General features: G+C 54.5%; 13 protein-coding genes. 4 read left to right on the forward strand and 9 right to left on the reverse strand.

What is annotated here, in order from left to right; all coding sequences use genetic code 11:
• The first annotated feature begins 19 nt into the window (after nucleotides 1–19).
• Nucleotides 20–1,696 carry a GAF domain-containing protein gene (locus ACYQ8U_RS05430; protein WP_459944502.1) on the forward strand — a complete coding sequence of 559 codons (1,677 nt, stop codon included), beginning with the start codon at nucleotides 20–22 and terminating at the stop codon, nucleotides 1,694–1,696.
• An 11-nt stretch (nucleotides 1,697–1,707) separates the two neighbouring features.
• On the opposite strand, the gene ACYQ8U_RS05435 is transcribed toward ACYQ8U_RS05430, so the two are convergent.
• The 4 genes from ACYQ8U_RS05435 to ACYQ8U_RS05450 form a co-directional block, all read right to left on the reverse strand.
• Nucleotides 1,708–2,382 (reverse strand): hypothetical protein, encoded by a 675-nt coding sequence (locus ACYQ8U_RS05435; RefSeq protein WP_459944503.1) that lies wholly within the window; start codon nucleotides 2,380–2,382, stop codon nucleotides 1,708–1,710.
• Nucleotides 2,383–2,477: 95 nt separating this feature from the next.
• Complete coding sequence (locus ACYQ8U_RS05440) at nucleotides 2,478–3,566, reverse strand: protein-tyrosine phosphatase family protein (RefSeq protein ID WP_459944504.1); 1,089 nt, start codon at nucleotides 3,564–3,566, stop codon at nucleotides 2,478–2,480.
• A 95-nt stretch (nucleotides 3,567–3,661) separates the two neighbouring features.
• A complete protein-coding gene (locus tag ACYQ8U_RS05445; protein WP_459944505.1) occupies nucleotides 3,662–6,217 on the reverse strand; it encodes a PEP/pyruvate-binding domain-containing protein in 2,556 nt (851 codons plus the stop codon).
• A gap of 133 nt (nucleotides 6,218–6,350) precedes the next feature.
• A complete protein-coding gene (locus ACYQ8U_RS05450; protein WP_459944506.1) occupies nucleotides 6,351–7,535 on the reverse strand; it encodes a sulfite exporter TauE/SafE family protein in 1,185 nt (394 codons plus the stop codon).
• Nucleotides 7,536–8,146: 611 nt separating this feature from the next.
• Between ACYQ8U_RS05450 and ACYQ8U_RS05455 the strand changes: the two genes are divergently transcribed.
• The gene (locus tag ACYQ8U_RS05455; protein ID WP_459944507.1) at nucleotides 8,147–9,577 is read left to right on the forward strand and encodes a sigma-54-dependent transcriptional regulator; all 1,431 of its coding nucleotides are present in this window, start codon (nucleotides 8,147–8,149) and stop codon (nucleotides 9,575–9,577) included.
• Between the two features lie 5 nt (nucleotides 9,578–9,582).
• On the opposite strand, the gene ACYQ8U_RS05460 is transcribed toward ACYQ8U_RS05455, so the two are convergent.
• Nucleotides 9,583–10,761 carry an MFS transporter gene (locus ACYQ8U_RS05460; protein WP_459944508.1) on the reverse strand — a complete coding sequence of 393 codons (1,179 nt, stop codon included), beginning with the start codon at nucleotides 10,759–10,761 and terminating at the stop codon, nucleotides 9,583–9,585.
• Nucleotides 10,762–10,856: 95 nt separating this feature from the next.
• Nucleotides 10,857–12,665, reverse strand: coding sequence for a SpoIIE family protein phosphatase (locus ACYQ8U_RS05465; RefSeq protein WP_459944509.1), 1,809 nt, complete (start codon nucleotides 12,663–12,665; stop codon nucleotides 10,857–10,859).
• A 427-nt stretch (nucleotides 12,666–13,092) separates the two neighbouring features.
• Between ACYQ8U_RS05465 and ACYQ8U_RS05470 the strand changes: the two genes are divergently transcribed.
• Nucleotides 13,093–14,289, forward strand: coding sequence for an ABC transporter substrate-binding protein (locus tag ACYQ8U_RS05470; RefSeq protein ID WP_459944510.1), 1,197 nt, complete (start codon nucleotides 13,093–13,095; stop codon nucleotides 14,287–14,289).
• Between the two features lie 93 nt (nucleotides 14,290–14,382).
• Nucleotides 14,383–17,127 carry a response regulator gene (locus ACYQ8U_RS05475; protein ID WP_459944511.1) on the forward strand — a complete coding sequence of 915 codons (2,745 nt, stop codon included), beginning with the start codon at nucleotides 14,383–14,385 and terminating at the stop codon, nucleotides 17,125–17,127.
• A gap of 53 nt (nucleotides 17,128–17,180) precedes the next feature.
• On the opposite strand, the gene speB is transcribed toward ACYQ8U_RS05475, so the two are convergent.
• The 3 genes from speB to ACYQ8U_RS05490 are packed head-to-tail and all read right to left on the reverse strand — an operon-like array spanning nucleotide 17,181 to nucleotide 20,452.
• The gene (gene speB / locus ACYQ8U_RS05480; RefSeq protein ID WP_459944512.1) at nucleotides 17,181–18,071 is read right to left on the reverse strand and encodes an agmatinase; all 891 of its coding nucleotides are present in this window, start codon (nucleotides 18,069–18,071) and stop codon (nucleotides 17,181–17,183) included.
• Between the two features lie 12 nt (nucleotides 18,072–18,083).
• Nucleotides 18,084–19,262 (reverse strand): carboxynorspermidine decarboxylase, encoded by a 1,179-nt coding sequence (gene nspC, locus ACYQ8U_RS05485; protein WP_459944596.1) that lies wholly within the window; start codon nucleotides 19,260–19,262, stop codon nucleotides 18,084–18,086.
• The gene (locus ACYQ8U_RS05490; protein WP_459944597.1) at nucleotides 19,262–20,452 is read right to left on the reverse strand and encodes a saccharopine dehydrogenase family protein; all 1,191 of its coding nucleotides are present in this window, start codon (nucleotides 20,450–20,452) and stop codon (nucleotides 19,262–19,264) included. The genes nspC and ACYQ8U_RS05490 overlap by 1 nt, the downstream gene beginning before the upstream one ends.
• Nucleotides 20,453–20,466 lie beyond the last annotated feature (14 nt).

The following is a 20,466-nucleotide window of genomic DNA, read 5'->3' on the forward strand; positions in this document are numbered from 1 at the left end:
ACTGTGACCGCAGATACCCATGACTACTGAAAAAAGGCATAAAGAGAGTGACTTCCTGGAGGTATTCCAGGAAGTCACCCGTCTCATCAGTATGGTCCACGACCCGCAACAGGTCATGGACCTGGTGGTTCGACGCCTGCCCGGACTCCTCGAGGTGGATGCCGCCACCATCAGGCTGCTCGACAGCGGCACCAACACCTTTGTGCTTGGTGCCGCCTGTGGGGTATCCGATGAGTATCTGTCCCGCGCCACCATCGATTCCACCGAGGTCATGTCGGCACTCATGCGCGGCATGCCGATAGCCAGAACGGGCATCGATCTGCACTGCGACCATGACAGCTGCGCCTTTATCTCCCGCGAGGGAGTAAAAAGTGCCCTGTCCCTGCCGATTCTTTTCAAAGGGGAGGTCATCGGCCTGCTGCGGCTGCTGACAAAAGACACTAGAGTATTTTCCGAGGCGGAGATCGCCTTTTCCATGTCTCTTGCCGAGCAGGTCGGCGTTGCTATCTCTAATAGCCGTCTGTTTCAGGAGATGGAAAACCAGGTGAATTTCTTCCGGGAACTGCGGGAGATCTCCAGACTGGTCAACTCTACCCTTGATCTGGATCGTATTCTCAAGGCTATCGTCGAGAAACTTCCCGGTATCACCGGGGTAACAGGCTGCACCATCCGTCTGTTACATCCGGCAACCAACCGGCTGGAGCTCGCAGCCGCCTACGGCCTGTCGGAAGAATACCTGTATCGCGGCAGCATCAGCCGGGAAGATTCCATCTTCAAGGTATTGAAGGGGGAACCGGTTTCTATTTACGATGCCCAGAATGACCCGCGGGTTGATTATCACGAGGATATCAAGAAAGAAGGTATCAGGTCTATTCTGGCTATCCCCATCAGCAACGAAAGTGAAGTCATCGGGGTATTACGCCTGCTCTCCACCGAACCCCACTTCTTTACCGCCATGGAGATCAATTTCGCGGTCACCGTCGCGGAAGAAGGCGGCAACGCCATCCAAAAAGCGCGTACCTACCGGAAAATCACCCTGCTCTTCAACCAGATAGAGGAGCACGAACGGTTCCTGCAGACCATTCTCGACTCGCTGTGGATGCAGTTGCTGGTCGTTGACCCTGATAAACGGGTCATCATGGTCAATAAACATTTTCTCGAGACGAACAACAGTACCGAGGCGGAAACACTCGGCCGGCTCTACCGGTTCGTCTCGCCCTGGCAGACGCTGGACACCTCGGTTTGTCCGGTTGCGACAGTGCTTACCGAGCGTAAGCCGATCACCGTCCTCGCCCAGCGTGAATCCAAGACCGGTCCGCAATGGTTCGAGCGACATCTGGCGCCGATTCTCGATAACGACGGCAAGGTCAACTTTGTCGTTGAGGCGGTACGGGATATCACCGACCAGAAGCTGCTGGAACAGGAAAAAATGGAGCGGATGAAGCTGCAGGGGGTCATCGAGATGGCCGGCACCGCCGCACACGAACTGAACAGCCCGCTCTTTGCCGCACTCGGCACCGCCCAGCTGCTGCGGGACGACCTGCCCACAGAGGAGATGATCGAAGAAATGGACATGATCATCCGCAATATGAAGACCATGTCCGACCTGACACGCAAAATGACTGCGGTGACCGGTTTTGAAAGTCAGGAATATGTCGGTGAGACAAAGATTGTTTCTTTAAAAACAGAAGAGTAACAGCAGTATTTTTAAGATAATTTCTCCTGTTGCCGTTGTTGTTCCTCTTGTTCTCCCTTGTCTTCTTTTTCATCCCTGTTCCAGAATCTCTCCGGGATCCCTTGTTGTTTTCCGAGATCTTCCCAGCTGATCATTTCTTCTTCTCCCTCCTCCAGACCGCTTTTCGGACCCGTACGGAGAAAAGAGATGTGCGGTTTGACCTTGCCCCAGATTATTCTGCAAAGAATATACATATTGACCGGTACGACGGCAAACCCGAGGGTATCGCCGATAATCGGCAGCGAGAAGGGAAGTTCAAAGGATACCTCGGAAAACCTCGTGCCCATCCAGGCCAGGGCAAAGGGTACCGGCCAGAGCAGTGCAGCCCCCTGGGTGATCATATTGAAAAAATATTTACTGAAGGCATCGTTGGCCTCGCTGTTGCAGGATCGGTAACTCTCCTTGTCCTTGACGGCAATAGCCTTGATGGAAAGATTATGCATTTTGACGGCTTGAGATCGTATTTTATTCAAATGGTTTTTGTTGGCCCTGGCCGCCGTACGAAAGGTGATTTCGCCAATGACGATACACCACATGCACAGCACAAAGGTACCAACGTAAAAGCCGATAATGGGTACTTCGGAAATCCGGTAAGGTGCAATAAGCAGCGCGTCGAGGTAAATATATATTTTATCTAAAAATTCCATGATATTGCGCCAAACTCCTTATATGACTTTTTAACTGTACTCCTGCGAATACAACGATACAGCAACCCACCACAGACCATAAGGCCTCTAAGGCCTCAAGGTACCTCGGCCTTGGCCCGGCCGGCCTCATCGGCAAGCAAGTGGAAGAAAGACTGGACAAATTTGCCGGAAGCCACATCCACCAGGGGAAAACTGATCCGATCGCGGCTGGATAAACCGCCGACCAGGGCCAGGAACAGTCCTTGGGAAATTTCCCTGGCCCGGTCGTGGCACGAATCAATAAATCCGGCGGTGGGATCCTGCGACAAAGATAACAGGTCAAAAAAACGACAGGACAGGGGCCGGGACGGTGAAATCAGACAGATACCGTCTCTGGACAGGGGACAGAGGATATTGCTGTCGGCATACAACCGGCTGAAGTCCTCCTGCTGGTCGGCGGAGAGCCTGCGTACTTCACGGATGGATTGGTTGGCTCTGCCGCAGCGTTCGATGACCGCCTGGCGTTCGGCACTGTGCAGCCTTCTGTTCAGATGATGCATCAGGTAGGTAGCCTCGACCAGGGATACTTCGACATATTGCCTGCAACATCGGCCATGACCGCTGCCGCACAGAACTTCCACCCGGTTCTGCTTGAGATGGTCATCGATTTCAGTCAGCAGGTTTTCGTAGTCGGTGAAGAAAGGACTGAGGTCAACGAGGCTTTTCCACTCCAGCGATGGCTCGCGGATAGTCAGTCGGCCTTCCCTTTTGCCGATCTTACGAACCAGCCACCATTGATAGAAATTTGCCGGTCGGGAGCGCATTTTTTTCAGTTTCTGCTTGACCAGCTTACTGCCGAGACCGCGGCGCAGCAGGTAAGCGGAAACGATAGTCCCGGTGCGGCCGATGCCGTAGCGACAGTGGATATAGACCTTTTTGCCCAGATATATGGACTCATCGAGCCAGTCCATGGCCGCATCGAGCGCCTGTAACTGCGGTGTTTCTTCGTCCTCGATGGGCAGATAATACACCTCAAAGCCCTGGCCGGACTCGATGTCGTGAAGATCGCAATACTCGGCGCAGAGGTTCATAATCGCATCAATGCCGACAGCCTTGAGATGATCCAGATGGTCATAGGACATCGGGGCCGGCCCGGTGGCCAGGTTCTCGGTAATCCAGTAGACGGGATATCCAGTTTCAGTCATTTTTCTTTGGTCCTTTCTTTACTGATCTTTTTTCTTGGCTGAAAAGACTATAAACCTTTCCTGCTCTGGCAACAGTAAAATAAATATGTCCGGGGCTATGGTTTGTCCTGTTCACCGGTTGACGGCTGCCATTTTTTTATGAACTGCTCCGCCATGTTCAGTGCATCGGTTTCGCTTTCCATGGCCATGTCCAGCAAGGGCGTGCGCCCGAGCAGATAGCCAAGGATCCGCAGGCGCAATGCCGAGTCTTCGCTGTCCCGCCGCATACATTTTGCCTCGAGCATATCTTCCTGGATATGTACCACAAATCCGAAATGGTGCAGCACCGTGCCCAGCATGAGCAGCCGCCAGGCTATTTTTTTCGAACTGCCGCCGCCACCCTTGAACCGGAACTGGATGTGGTTTTCTTCCGGACGCTCGCCACAGAGGGCGTCAACTACGGCGAAGTGATAGCCGAACCGCAGGAGCAGATGGGCGTAATTCTTGGCCAACAGGGCATAGCTTGCCAGCAGAGAAGAAGATTTCAGACTGAAAATACCGCCGCTGACCTGATCAAAGCGCTCCCAGTCAAGGTGCAGCAGCCCCTCTGCCCACGTGACCTCCTTATCCGACAGCCCGGCCCAGACCGCCTGCATGGGCGAGCTTTGAAAATCGGCGGGTGACACACTCTTTTTCTTGTCGGCAGCAGCGGTCAGCCCCTGGCCCAGATCGAGCACCTGCATGACGATGGGTATCTCCGACTCCAGAGTTTTTGCCCGATGCAGGCCACGTCCCTTGGCATCGACCAGGGAAAACATTTCCCAGGTGCCTTTTTCGTGCACAAAACGAACCACATCATGGAAGGTCCGGCAGTTGCCCGGGACAAAATCCGCCGCCGCTGGATCGGTCAGGGTGAGATGGCTGATGAGATCCATAAGGGGGGCAATTTTCCGCTGAAAGGGGCTGGGCGGCCTAGCCTGTTGTTTTTCCTGCCAGACAAGCAGCTCACTCACCTCCCCCTCATACACCACCCCCCGATAGGCATCCACGGTGACCACCTGGCCATGCCCGAGAGAGTCCGCCACCTTGCCGAGCCCGACAATCAAGGGCAGACCAAATTCCCGGGCCACCGAGGCAAAATGACTGGCTTTACTGCCATGCTCCGAGAGTACCGCGCCGACCTTGTGGGCCAGGGGCACCAGAGAAGGTGGAATGCCCGGCGAGAGGAGAATGCTCCCCGGTGCGACCAGATGCAGATCGCCCTCATTTGCCAGACGATGCACCGGCCCGGTGGCAATACCGACGCTGGCAGGTGTGCCCATTTCCAGAAGCACTGCCGTGTTGGCGACAGGCGGCAGGGTATTTCCAGTTTCATCCTGCGGCAAAATTTCCGGCAATGCTTCCTGCGATAGCTGGATGGGTCTGGATTGCAGGATAAACAGCCGGCCGGCCTGATCCTGGGTCCATTCAACGTCCTGGGGGACGCCGGCCAGGGCTTCAAGTTCCAGGCCCCATCTGGCCAGCGTCGAAGCAACGGCATCGTCGAGACACATCGCTTTTTTTTCGGCCGAACCACGCCCCGGTGCGGCCATAGCCTGTTGCCGGGGGGCTGCCCTTTTGGCCCAGAAATGATCGGGGTTTTTCCGGGAGACGAGAAAAGTATCCGGCACGCTGCTGCCGTCGACCAGATAGGTACCCAGACCACGGACCGCGGTGATGACCAGGTATTCCCCCTGGCTGGTATCCAGTGGGTCCAAGCTGTACATTACCCCGCTGGTACGTGAGTCAATCATCGGCAGGACAAGCACCGCCATGGGCACCTCGGAATCGGCCAGCCCGCAGTGCAGGCGGTAGGTCAGCGCGGTCGGGGTATATTTACTGGCCAGTACCTTTTTATAGGCGGTGAAGATGTCTTCCTGTTTGACGCCGAGCACCGTTTCGTACTGGCCGGCAAAGGACGACTCCCCGTCCTCGGCGATGGCACTGCTGCGCACGGCCCAGGAGGTAGACGAATCCGTGTGGGCGATATGGTCCATGGAATCGAGCACGCTTTGGCGGACCTCTGGCGGAATTGTCCCGTCCATGATCACCTGCTGCAGGCGATCGGCGATCTTGAGCAGCCGTTCCGGATCCTGCAGATTCACGCGGCGCAGTTCCCTGGCAAGGATCGTCTGCAGGTTGTTTTCTGCCAGGAACCGGTGAAAGGCATGAATGGTGATGACGAAGCCGGTCTGTACCGGGATTTCGGTTTCCCGCAGAATATGAGCAAGGGCCGAGGCTTTGCCGCCGAGTATGTCAGGATATTTCCATGCCTTTTCCAGAAGCAGGGCATAGGGTGGAGATGCGGTAATCTCAGGGTGGGGCAGCAGCGTGCCGAGCAGCCCAGTGATGCGCCGATAACTCTCGGTGAGCTCGGCATAGGCGGCCGGCCGCATCGCCTGCAGGCTGTTGATCAATCGCTCTATTGTCGTCGACAGTGCCCCGACCAGCAGGGTGATGCGCGACCAGTCGGTGGGAACCGGCCGCTGGGCAATCTCTTCAAGCTGGGTGATCAGCTTCAGGCAGCTTCTGTCCTGCCGCAGCAGGGCCTGAAAGAGAGCAAACTGCCGTTGCACAACCGCATCCGGCGTAAAGGTTCGCTCTGCCCAGCGGGTGATTTTTTCCAACACCATGCCCGTATCCCTGTTGGTTGTTAGCGGATGATTCAGAATCATACTCTTCTAACAAAAATGGGCAACCTCATCTTTCCTGAGGTTGCCCTTGACATAAGCTGATTGCCGTTACTGCGTTGATAATTTTGTACAATCAGCCAGTTACTAGTTTTATCAAATTTGTTCCAAGGAATCCTCGGCACATAAAGTCGATACCGACATAGAAGGCCAGAACAATAAACATCCTTGTCAATATTTTATCCGGGATGTACTGAGAAGTTCTCGGACCAATCATCGAGCCGACGAAAATACCAACCAGCTGAGTGCCGATCAATGGCCAGTACACCAGTGCTCCTGCCGCCAGGTAGCTGAGGATACTGGTGATCATGCCGATAAGAACGGCCATGGCCGAGGTGCCCGCAGCCAGGTACATGGGTAATCCGGAAATACTGGTCAGAAACGGCACCAGCATGAAGCCACCGCCGACACCGAGGAACGCGGCAATGGCAGCGATAAAGAAACCACCGATAATGGGCAGAAAAGGGCTGAAAGAAAATTCAACGCCGTAAAAATTAAAAGATATTTTGCCAAGGCTCCACTTGTTCATCTTCACACCAAGTTCACTGGTGTCGACCGCTTCTCCCGCTTTTTTTCTTTTCATGGTTGTTTCGAAAGCCTGGGCCGCTTCCTTGGCTTTTTTCTTTCTCTTGGCGCCGGCGGGGGTCGACTCATAGAGCATGTAACAGCCGAGAACGAGGACAAAAATACCAAAGTAACCGACATATTCCTTGAAGGAAACCTTACCGGCGGTAAGAGTCGGGATCAGGTAGGAGCCGGCGATGGAACCGATGGCCAGAAAAAGTCCAACCGGCCACACCAGTCGTCCAAGCTTAAAGTAGTTAAAAGTTGAAACCAGCGCACTGAAACCGACCATGAACTGGTTGGAGACACGGATGGAGTCGGTTACCGCTTTATTTAACGATGGGGCGGTCTGCTTGAACGTACCGGCATAACTGCCCAGACCATAAACGGTGATATGACCGATACCGGCCATGATACCGCCAAAGGCGCCGACGGTGGAGAAAATCCAGCCTACCCATATGGCCCAGAAAAAGGCCACGATCAGATTGATCTGCGGTCCCCCGGGAATGCCCAGATAGCCGGGTTCAGCATCAGCCGCAATTGTTCCTGCCTCCAGGGCCTTACCGATGCCTTCCTTCAAACTGTCGGCAGTGGCCGCCAGCGATGTCCCTGCCATGACAACCACCAGGGCCATCACCGCAAAGAGTGATATCAGAAAAAGTTTTTGATATCGGTTACTGCGTAACTTTATTAACATCGTTTCCTCTCCTTTTAACTGTAAAATTATAGACTGTCCGCCCATTCCAAATGCGTTCTCCGGTTACCTTTTTCCACCTCCTTGTTCAACACCTGCACCCGTCTCTGGGAAAAGACAAGCTTTACCGACTTCCGGTGAACAATTACGTTTCTTGTTCCATAGATGTAATGGAACAAGCATCTTTTATGCCTGATTTGCATACTGCTGCAAATAAATTTAGCAATACACGTAATATCAAGACGATATTTTTGACAGCCTGGTTTTGTCGTCCTCCCTTTTGTCCCGGCTTGCCATGTATGCAGCGCAGAGATGCAACTCTACTGTTGCGTTCCTTATTTGTTTTTCTAAGAAGGTGCTCCTGTCATTGCCGCAGAGTACACCATTTGCCTATCTCTCTGCCTTTAGAAAGCCGCAATTTCATGTGCAACACATATGATGCTTCTGCCATAAAATTTTTAATTACAACATGTTACCATAATTTCTCTGGTGACCGAGACAGCACTCATGCCACATTTCAGTTGCACTCCAGTGCACAATGTCTTATTCATGGTTGTCTGATCGACACTTTATCCAGCGTTACCTTAACTCTCACACTGCCCGGAAAAAACCTGATGAACGACCCTCATTCCCTGGAAAAAAACGGCCACCGCAAGCTGGTGATGATCGTCGACGACGAACCGGACATGCTCTCCATGCTGCGGCTGACCATCGAAAAAAAATGTACCTGCGAGGTCATCTCCGCCACATCCGGCCTCATTGCCCTGGAAAAATTAGGTCAATGCCGCCCCGACGTCATTTTGAGCGACATTAAAATGCCTGATCTCGACGGGCTGGAGCTGCTGAAGAAAATACGGCAACATGACCAGACGATCTCCGTCGTCATCATGACCGGCTACGGCACCATCGATATGGCGGTCCAGGCGCTCAAGGACGGGGCCTATGATTTCCTGCAAAAGCCCTTCGACAAGGACCATATCGTCCGGGTCATCCGCAACGGCCTGGAACGCACCGCCTTGCTGCGGGCAAACTCCCACCTTCGGGAAAAGCTGAGCGATCTTGCCCAGCCGGACGGTTTTATCGGCCACAGCCCCGCTCTTAAACGGGTACTGGATCTGCTGGCAAGGGTGGCCGATACCGATGCCACGGTGCTGATCCGGGGCGAAAGCGGTACGGGAAAGGAACTTGCAGCCCGGGCGCTGCATAATCTGAGCAATCGCAAACAACGGCGGATGATTACCGTTAATTGTCCTGCCCTGCCGGAAAATGTCCTGGAAAGTGAGCTTTTTGGCTACAGTAAAGGGGCGTTCACCGGGGCCTTGCAGGAGAAAAAAGGGCTTTTTCTTGAAGCCGACGGGTCGACCATTCTCCTCGATGAGATCGCCGACATCCCCGTCTCTGTGCAGACCAAGCTGCTGCGGGTCCTCCAGGAAAAAGAATTCCAGCCGTTGGGACAAAATAAAACGATCAAAGTGGATGTCCGGGTCGTCGCCTCCACCAATCAGAACCTGGAAGCGAAGATCCGCGTCGGAGAATTCCGCGAGGATCTCTTTTATCGTCTCAATGTCGTCACTGCGGTGATGCCCAATCTCGAGGAGATGCGGGAAGATATACCCCTCCTGATTCATCATTTTCTCGCCCAGTTTAAACGGCAATACGATCGGAGGGATCTCGTCCTGTCGACGGACTTACTGCAGCATCTCTATCAAAGGAAATGGCCCGACAATGTCCGGGAACTGCAAAACACCATCAAGCGGATCGTCCTTCTTGCTGATAGCGGGCGTGTCGACCTTGCCGATATCCACATTCCGCAAGAGAGCACAGCACAACTCTCGACCAACCAATTCCAAGATCTCTACAGTTCCAGCTATAATGACGCCAAGGCGGAAATCGTCAGCCGATTTTCGGTGGACTATCTGCGCCACCTGCTCATCAGGCATGAGGGCAATGTAACCAAGGCAGCGGCGGAATGTGGCCTGGAACGACAGGCCCTGCAGCGGATCATGCGGCGCTACGATATTGTTTCCACCGATTTTAAATCATAAGGGTATCAGTGCTCATCTCGCCGCCAGCCATGCAATCCCCAGACAAATGACCCCAGGCCCAGCAGGGTAAAACCGGCCGAACTCCAGGCCACAGCGGTGATTCCGCCGTAACTCCACAGCACGCCGCCGATAAGCACGCCGATCATCCTGCCGACACCGGCGGTGGCATAGAAACCGGACATCATCGTTGCCCGGGCCTCCGGCATCAGCTCGGTGCTGAGGGAAAAACTGGTGACTATGGTGAATTCAAAGGCGAGAAAGACACAGAACATGCCGATCATCGCCAACGGCAAGGTCCGGCCGATAAAGGGCAGCAGCAGATAGGCACACATTACCAGACAGAGCCCGCAGATAACCGCCCGCTTCAGGCCCAGCCGGTCGGCAAAAAGCGCGGTTATTGATTCACCGAGCAGTTCGGCGGCGCCGATTGCCACGGTACTGAAGCCAAGTGTGATCAGGCTGACCATAAAATCCTGTTCAAACCATGCCCCATAGACGACGAACAGGCTGTCATTGGCGATAGATATCCAAAAGCCGAAGACAAGCATGCCGGCGGCTGGACGAATCTGCACCAGTTGCTTCAGGGAGGCGATCAACGATCTTTTCTCTTGTGTCACCTGGCGGATCGGCTCGTCCGGTGGGATGACCCGGCTGATGAGAACCCAGCCTATGGCGCCGAGAAATGCCAGGATATAAAAGGACGAATTGAGTCCCAGCTGGGCAATTATCAGCCCAAGGGCGGGAATGCCGATCAGGGTGCTCCCCGCCCAGGCGGTTTCCACGGCACCTATCACCCGGCCACGCCGTGCAAAAGGGACATTACGACCGATAAAGGCCTGGATGGCCGGATCGAATATCGTTTTACCGAAGCTGGCGATCACCAGACCGGTAAACACCGGCCAATATGTCGGCAAGAGCCCGCACAGCAACATCCCCACGGCCAGCATCGCCAGTCCGGTACGCATCATAAAACGATAGCCGATTCGATCCGCCAGAGGACCGCTGAAAAACCCCAGCAGAGAGGTCATCTGACTCGTGGCGATAATCGAGGTAATTGCCGCAAGGGGCACCTCGAGTCCCCTGCTGAGCGCCGGGGCAAAAGGATAGACAAAACGCCTGCCGGTATTAAGTAACAACCTGAAAAACATCACAGCGAGTATCTGCCGAACGAGGGGGGATTTCATCCTACTCCATTTTTTAACGGTGCCCGGGGGCAGAGCCAGTTGCCATACCCTGCCGTGCCCTGCCGTATCAAGGTATTTGATCACCTGCAGGACAATCAGCAGGTTTTGACGACGACCAGGGTTATATCATCCTTTTGCGATGCTTCACCCCTGAATGCGCCAAGTGCCGCCATAATGTTCCGCAGTATTTCATCCGGTTGCAGGTCGCTGTTTTCGGCAAGCAGCTGACTCAGTCGCTCTTTCCCGAACTGTTCGCCGCTGCCGTTTTCCACTTCCCAGGCCCCGTCACTGCCGATGAGGATAAGTTGCTCCTCATCGGCAAGGGGCTGTTCGTTGTACTCAAAACGCCAATCGGCATCAACCCCAAAAGCCAGTCCATTGCCTTTCAGCTCGGAAAATTGCCGGCTGGCCGGAGAATACACCATGGCCGGATCATGCCCGCCCCGTACCCAGCGGATGATATTTTGTCGGCAGTCAACCTCCAGATAAAAGAGCGTGACAAAATTGCCCGACTTACTTGTATCCTGCCATAACAGGCTGTTCACATCGTTCATTATCTGGTCCAGGCTGCCGGGCAGAAAGACACGGCAACGCAGCAGAGCGCGGACGGTCGTCATCAGCAGGGCGGCGCCGATACCATGACCCACCACATCGCCGACGACGACGGCAACCTTTCGATCATTCTCAGGAAAGGTAATGATATCGAAATAATCCCCGCCGGTTTCATCACAGTAAAGGGCGATCCCGCCGGCCGTAATGCCCTCCGCCGAGAAACTGTCATGGGGCAGGAGGTTCTGCTGCACCTCCCTGGCGACATTGATCGCCTCTTTCATGGCCAGCCGGTGTTTGAGCTGTCCGGCCATCTGGTTAAACCTTCTGGTCAGTTCGCCAACTTCATCACGGCTGGTAATGGCCAGAGGGGGGCCGAATTTTCCTTTGGCCAGGTCATCGGCTGCAGCGGAAACCTCCTTTATCCTGGTGGTTATCTGAGAGGTTGTCTGCCTGATAAAAAACAGAATAAGCAGAATACAGGAGGCAAAGGTGAGGATATAAAAAAGCTTGAAACGGATGATAGGCTGCAGGACCTGTTCACCTTCGGTAACCACCACCATAGTCCAGGGCGCTTCAGCCAGATGATAAAAGCCGCTTATCTCTTCAGGCGGAGAACCTGAACCGAAAACCGTGCCTGAAGTGTTCTTCTGGGTTGCCAGCAAGGTTTCTTTTTCGAGGGCGTTGACGGTGCCGAAGGCGCGCTTGGGGAAATAATCCTCCAGCTCCAGATGCACCGCGGTGCTGGCCAGAACATTCCCTTCACTGTCTATCAAGAATGCCCTGTTGCCTTTCCACCAGGGAGAATGAATGATCTGATCGATCAAGGTATCAAAGGATAGGATAACCTCGACCCGTCCGACCACCTTGTCATCCTTGTTCTTAAATTCCGAGACCAGCGACACGGTGCGATTGTTCAGGCGGCTGTTGTAGCTGGGTTTGCCGATTTCAAATGGTTCCAGGAGATTACCGTGCAGCACATCCATCGGTGACGCTATCTCCATTCGAGGTGCTGTTTCTTTTGCGAAGGTCTTTTCCGGCCACTCGACGTTGACATCGACGACTCCCTCCAGTTCTTTTATCTGTCTGATAATATAGTCAAATAGTAGTCGTTTATCATTCACGTCATCGGAACTCCGCAGGAGAAGAAGCAGATCTTTCGGTTGGCGCAACTGCATATCGACGAGATGGGCGGTCCGCTGTAATTTGACCACGGCCGTCTCACCCCATTGACTGAGCAGCATATCCCTGACAAAGACAAAGCCACCGACAGACAGGGTTATCAGGAGCAGAAGGGTTGGGGCCAGAACAAATGCCAAAGTTCGCTGCTGCAGACTTTTCGGTTGAAATATCATCGTTTTCTATCCTTTGACAAACGCGTAATAAGTCGGATTTCAAGATGGCTAAGCCATTGTCAAAACGCAACATGGCCAACGGTAAACCCGGAACTGCACAAGGAGCCGTAAGGAAATGGTTAAAAATGGCCGGGATATTACGTAACCACTTCTCAGTAAAAAACGTAGCCCTGGTGACCGTGGTCGACAACACTTTAAGGGTTTTTGCCCGGCAGGCACCCATTGCCAATTACACAGAATCCCCGGCGAACCTTTCGACGGATATCATTTGCCCTCTGGTTAACAGCGAATTACTTCACTTTTCAATACATTTTACGTATACTGTCGAAAAATGGACAAAACACCACTGTCAATGTTGATGGACTCGTAAACGAGCCCCCTCCACAGGCTGCCTATGTTACCGGATTTTAATCAAGAACTCTTGCCCATGACTAGGTCGAATCCCCTGCACTTTTATTATGACACCTTTCTCCTGCGCTTTGGCCAACGGCTCTATCAGGTCTTTTTATTTCTGACGCTCCTCTCTCTGCCTGTGCCTGGGTACACTGCGGCGGGAGAAACCGACGCAAAAGAGCCCATTAAAATCGGGGCCATTTTCTCGGTAACAGGCCTTGCCGCGCCCCATAATCAGCCGATGCTCGAAATGACCCAGCTGGCCGTCAGGCACGTCAATGACAGTGGCGGGGTCCTCGGCAGACCTTTGCAACTGATCGTTTTCGACAATCTCAGCACGCCAATAGGCTCGGCCCAGGCTGCGCATCACATTGTTCAGCAGGACATCACCGCGGTTATCGGGGCGCACTGGAGTTCGCATTCCCTGATCATCGCGCCGATCCTCGAGAAGGCCGGTATACCGATGATCAGTCCCGGTTCGACAAATCCTGCGGTGACCAGGGGCAGAGAGTATATTTTCCGCGCCTGCTTTGTCGATTCTTTCCAGGGAGTCGCCATGGCCAAATTTGCCTCGGAGGAACTGCATGCAAAGACTGGTGTTATCATCACCAATATCGACGAGGATTACAGCACCACCCTCGGCCTGTTTTTTAGTAACGCTTTTCAGAAAACAGGCGGCCGGATTCTCGCCGAACTTTTCTATCGAGGCAACGCCACCGACTTTGCAAAAAACATCAACAAGCTCATCCGACTCAAAGCCGATGTCGCCTACCTGCCCGGATATACCAGGGATAGCGGACTTTTCATTAAACAGGCGGCCAAGATGGGGCTTTCGACAATTTTTCTTGGCGGAGACGCCTGGGATGAAATCGAAAAATATGCCGGATCGGCCATCAATGGCAGTTACCAGTCCGCACCATGGCATCCGCAGGTTCCTTTTGCGGCAAGTCACCGTATGCAGGAACTCTATTTCGCTGCCCATGAAAAAGAGATTGCCAACAACAGCAGCCCGCTGGCCTACGATGCGGTCATGCTCCTTGCCGAAGCGATTACCCGGGCCGGTACGCTTGACCGTAAAGCGATCCGTGACGCACTTTCGTCAACAAAGGATTTCCCTGGAGCAACCGGAATAATTACCTTTGATGATAACGGCGATCCTCTGGGCAAGGGTATCATAATTATTGCATTCGAGGATGAAAAAGCCGTTTTCAAAAAGGCCATTATCCCCTGACCGATTCACCCTCTGTCTCCACCATTCGAAAATGGTCGTCTCTGTTTATTGCCCGTTGCCATAGCTCAATAAAGCTGACCGAAACGAACTTCTATGAAGATATATAGCCTTCCTTTTAAAATAAACATGGCGACCATTGTTACCGTGCTCCTCGCCGCTCTGGCAGGAATTGCTGTGCAATATCCTGTGCTGCAGAACAGCTTCAATGAGCAGATAGCAAAGACGGAACTGCTTGTCGATACCCTTTTCCAGCAGAAACGTGATGACCTGGCAAACGAGCTGTTTGCCGGCCAGGAACAGGCCCTGAAGACATCGCTTGATGATATCCAGAAGGCCATTGAAGAGATCTCCCTGGCCTGCCTCTACTCTGCGGAAGGGGAAAAAAAATTCTGTTCAGGGGTGCAGAACACCCATGTTTCCAAGGCGGAAGATGTCCCGAAACACGACAACGGTCATTCTTTCAAACAGTTCGACCTCGACGGCCGGCTGATCGGCGTGTATCAGAACCGCCTTGAGGTGATCGGGGAAAACCTGGGCTATGTCGCCATTTATTACGATCTGGCAACTATCAGAGACGTAAAAATAAATAGTCTGATTTTTTTTGGTGTTACCACTTTTGCGGCGAGTATTCTCATCCTGCTCCTTTTTAATTATTTTCTGTTTCATTCCATTATCACCCCTCTCACCGTCCTCAGAGATGCCATGCACAGGGTGGCAAGTGGTCACCTTGGAGAAACAGTCACCATGACCCGACATGATGAAATCGGCGAGATCGGGCAAGCCTTTAACGACATGTCCAACAATCTTCAGAAAAGTCGGGCCGAACTGAAACAACATCGAGACCACCTTGAAGAGATAGTGCAAAAGCGAACGGAGGAACTGACCCTGGCCAAAGAACAGGCGGAAAGCGCCAACAGGGCCAAGAGTACCTTTCTCGCCAACATGAGCCATGAACTGCGTACGCCGATGAGCGGGGTCATCGGCATATCGTCACTGCTCATCGATACACCCCTGAATGTGACGCAGCGGGAGTATGTACAAGCCCTGCAGAAAAGCAGCAGCTCTCTCCTGTTTATCATTAATGATATTCTCGATTTCTCGAAGATTGAAGTCGGCAAACTTGAATTAGACCGGCTCAGTTTCGACCTGCATGACCTGCTGGACGGTCTCATCGATATGGTCAGTGCCAATGTCAACGACAAAGAGCTGGAGCTGATTGGAGCCATCGCACCGAAAACCCCGACTCAGCTGCGCGGTGATCCTGGGCGTCTGCGCCAGATTCTGCTTAACCTGGTCGGTAATGCCTGCAAGTTTACCACACGGGGTGAAATTTCCATCCTTATTGACAGCCGCGAGGAGTCCGTCGAAGATGTCCTCCTGCATGTTGCCGTCAAAGACACGGGGATCGGTATCCCTCTGGCAGTACAGGGCAACCTCTTTGACTGTTTCACCCAGGCGGACAGCTCAACCAGCCGAATGTTCGGTGGCACCGGCCTTGGACTGGCCATCTCCAAGGCCTTGGCGGAGCTTATGGGCGGCGAGATCGGTGTGGTAAGCAGTGAACAGGAAGGTGCTCTTTTCTGGTTTACCGCCCGGTTCGATAAACAACGCCTGCCTGACCCGGAGCCGCAATTATCCAGGTGTCTGGAGGGTCTGCACCTCCTCGTGGTCGACGACAATGACACCTGTCGGGCCATGCTTTGCCGGCAGTTCGAACAGTGGGGTGCCCGGGTCAGCGAGAGCAGCAATGGTCCCTCGGCCATGGCTCTGCTCCGGCAATTCGCCGACCAGACCACACCGCTCGATTTCCTCTTCATCGATCAGGACCTTATCGCCGGCATTGATATAGAGGACACCTTCTCTCCGGCGCGAAAGAGCGTGCTGTTGATGCCGCCTGTTCCGTCTGCCATCGATGGGTACAGCCATGCCGGCCTTTTCTCCGCCACTCTTAAAAAACCAATCCGCTATGTTGATCTGCTGCATACCGTCAACTCGCTTCTCGCCGCATCACCCGTCGACGCCTCTGTATATCCGGCCGCAGCAAAACCACCTCCCGGCGAGAACCGCAGGAGAGACGAACACATTCTTCTGGTCGAGGATAATCTCATAAATCAGATGGTCATCAGCGGGATTTTGCAGACCCTTGGCTTTCACAACATCAATATCGTCAACAATGGAATCGAGGCGATCAGAACATTACAGCAGAGGCGCTACACTGTTGTCCTGATGGATATCCAGATGCCGAAACTCGACGGAGTGGAGACGACCAGACGGATCCGCTCCGGTACCTCGGGGGTTCTCGATGACGCCGTTCCGATCATCGCCCTGACCGCCCACGCCCTGAAAGGCGACAGAGAACAGTATCTGGCCGCCGGCATGAACGACTATATCCCCAAACCAATCGATCCGAAACGGCTGAAAACGGCTGTGGAATGTTTCCTGGCAAGCACCTTGTCAGGAGAAATTGTCGAGGACGAGGACCAGCCATCCCCCGTCGGCCCGGAGGTGCACGTGCTCGATTACGAAAGTTTCGTTACCAGGCTGCTTGGCGATCGTCCTCTGGCCATGCACATTTTTTCTGCCTTCCTGACCAATCTCACCAAGCAGGTCGAGCAGCTGGCAACGGCCCTTGCCGACCTGGATTTTCCGGCAATACAGCGGATTGCCCACCAGCTGAAAGGGGCCTCCGGCAATGTCTGTGCCGACATGCTCTATCAGATAGTGTGCGAGCTGGAAACAGCCGCCAAGGCAGAAGATTTAGAGAAAATCCAGCCACTTTTCGAAAAAACCAAGGAGCAACGGACATTGCTGCTGACCTTGCTGCCGCAACAATCCTGACGGCTATCCAACAATTGCGGCAATGACCTGTGTTGTCGACGGGTTACGAAGACCTAATGCATCCCCAGATTACGGCAGATCAGACCCATGACCGCATAGACCAGCTGCGCGGCGGCGAAATCGGAACCATGATCGCCCTGCCTCGGGGCCAGCTCGACCAGGTCAAAACCAACAACGTTCCTGCCGGCGATGGCCCGTTCGAGAATGGTCAGGGTCTGGTACCAGCCTGGTCCCCCGGGCACGGGCGTTCCAGTGGCGCCGATAACGGAAGGATCAAGACCGTCGACATCGAGCGTCAGATAGATATGGTGTGGGAAATCAGCGGGCAGGACAAAATCGGCCAGGTTGGCGGTGGCAATGGCCCGGCCGTCGAGATGGTCGATCCGATGGGCGGCGCGGTATTCGACCTCCGCCCGGCACAGAGCGCGCACACCGAACTGAAACAACCGGCAGCCACACTCCTCCAGGGCCCGGCGCATGACACAGGCATGGCTGTAGGGCGAGCCCTCATAGCTGTCGCGCAGGTCGGCATGGGCATCGAGCTGGACAATACCGATCGGTTCGGAATATCTCCTGGCCAGAACCCGTATCGGCGCCAGGCTGACCGTATGTTCGCCGCCGAGCACCACGGGTATTTTATCACCTTCGGCAATGGCCGACACGGCCTGTTCAATGCGCCCGAGAATGACCGAAATATCCCCGGAACAATCGATACATGGTCCGGTATCGATTCCGGCAGTTATCGGCTCGGAGAAACCGTCCCAGCGCTCCAGTTGCTGCGAGGCCTCGAGGATGGCCGCAGGGCCCCCGGCGGTTCCACCGCCGTAGGAGACGGTCTGTTCCAGCGGCACGGGGATGATATGAAAGAGCGCATCACTCTTTGTCTGCCCTTCCTGCCCGGCTGACTCCGACTGGAGAAAAGCGGGGAAATTGTCCGTCTGCACGATGTACTTCTCCTACGACAACCTGTTTTTAAAATCTTCATAGCCAAACGATCGCACACACTCATAGCTGTCGTCATCCGGCTCGTAGAGGTAGATGGATGGCAAGGCGACCCCGTTGAAGGTGTTATTCTTGACCATGGTGTAAATGGCCATGTCACTGAATACCAGGCGGTCTCCCACCACCAGCGGCCGGTCAAAGGAGTACGTTCCCGCCACATCGCCGGCCAGACAGGAAAGGCCACCTATACGATAAGAATACGCTTTTTCTCCCGACTCGCCCGCCCCGATGATATGCGGCCGATAGGGCATCTCCAGCACATCGGGCATGTGCGCCGGTACCGAAGCATCGATGATGGCGATATCGCTATCGCCGCGCAGCACATCGAGCACCGTACTGACCAGATAGCCGCAGTTGAGCGCGACCGCCTCCCCCGGTTCGAGGTAGACCTGCACGCCCCATTTTGCCTTGAATTCGTTGACCACCCGGATCAGCAGGGGAAGATCATAGCCGGGCCGGGTGATATGGTGCCCGCCGCCGAAATTGACGTAACGCATCCGGGGAATCAGCTCGCCAAAGCGCTCCTCCACGGCGCGCACCGTCCGTTCGAGACAGTCGGCATCCTGCTCACAGAGGTTATGCCAGTGCAGGCCGGTCACGCCGTGCAGCAGCTCCTGGTCCGCCTCGCGCAGCTGCTCCAACCGAATACCGAGGCGCGATCCCGGAGCGCAGGGATCGTACATCGCCACCGCCCCCTCACTGTGCTCCGGATTGATACGAATGCCCAGCTCGATTTCCTTGCCGGACCGGGCAGCGTGGTCGATGATCATCGGTTTGAATCGCGCAAGCTGCGCACAGGAGTTAAACAGAATATGGTCCGAGGTGCGACACAGTTCCTGCATATCGGCCAGGGAATAGGCGGCACCGAAGGTATGCACCTCTTTGCCGAATTCCTCGAAACCAAGACGCGCCTCATGGGGAGAGCTGGCACAGACCCCGTCCAGCGCTTCGGCAATAAGCGGAAACAGCCGGAACATGGCAAAACACTTCAAGGCCAGCAGAATCTTGCAGCCGGTCTGCGCTTTCACCTCGCCGAGGATTCGCAGATTGTGCCGCAGCAGACCGACATCCACCAGGTAACAGGGGGTGTTCAGCCGGGCGGGATCAAAACGGTATTGACGAGCACCGTTCATCATAATTCAACAACGGTCCACGGCAGGCCATAGCGATTCAGGGCGTCCATAAACGGATCGGGATCAAACTGTTCCATATGCCACACCCCGGGCCGATGCCAGGTTTTCTCGAGCATCAGCTTGGCGCCGATCATCGCCGGCACGCCGGTGGTGTAGCTGATCGCCTGCGAGCCCACTTCCCGGTACGCCTCCTCGTGGCTGCAGATATTATAGACATAGAGCTTTTTCTCCTTGCCGTCCTTGATGCCTTTCATAACACAGCCGATACAGGTCTTGCCTTTGGTCAACGGACCAAGCGATGAAGGCTCGGGCAGCACTTTTTTCAAAAACTGGATGGGCACAATTGGTCGGCCGTCGAAATCCACCGGATCGATACGGGTCATGCCGACATTTTCCAGGACGCGCAGATGGGTAAGATACTGCTCGCCGAAGGTCATCCAGAACCGCGCCCGCTTCAGGCCGCGCAGATGCATGACCAGTGACTCCAGCTCTTCATGGTACATGAGAAAACATTTTTTCGGCCCGATGCCGTCCGGGAAATCATAGTTCATCGACCAGGACAGCGGGTCGGTCTCCACCCACTCGCCATGCTCCCAGTAACGCCCCCGCTGAGTGATCTCACGGATATTTATCTCCGGATTGAAATTGGTGGCGAAATGCTGCCCATGATCCCCGGCATTGCAGTCAATGATATCCAGCTCATGGATTTCATCGAAGTGGTGTTTCTGTGCCCAGGCGCAGAAAACATTGGTCACCCCCGGATCGAAACCGGAACCGAGCAGGGCCATCAGTCCGGCCCTCTCAAAACGATCCCGGTAGGCCCACTGCCATTTGTACTCGAACTTGGCCTCATCCGGCGGTTCGTAGTTGGCCGTATCGAGATAATCGACACCGGTGGCCAGACAGGCATCCATCAGCGCCAGATCCTGGTACGGCAGGGCCAGGTTGACGAGCAGATCCGGCTGCACCTCCTTGATCAGCGCAACAGTGTCTTCGACCTTGTCGGCATCGAGCTGCCGCACGTCAATGGTTCTGCCGGTGCGCTCCTTGATGCCCGCGGCAATCGCCTCACATTTGGCCAGCGTCCTGCTGGCGAGGACAATTTCCGAAAAACTGTCCGCAAGAAAAGCGCACTTGTGCGCCGTCACCCCGGCAACTCCGCCAGCGCCGATAATCAAGACCTTCGCCATCATATCCTCCCTGA

This window comes from Desulfocastanea catecholica, assembly GCF_054657295.1.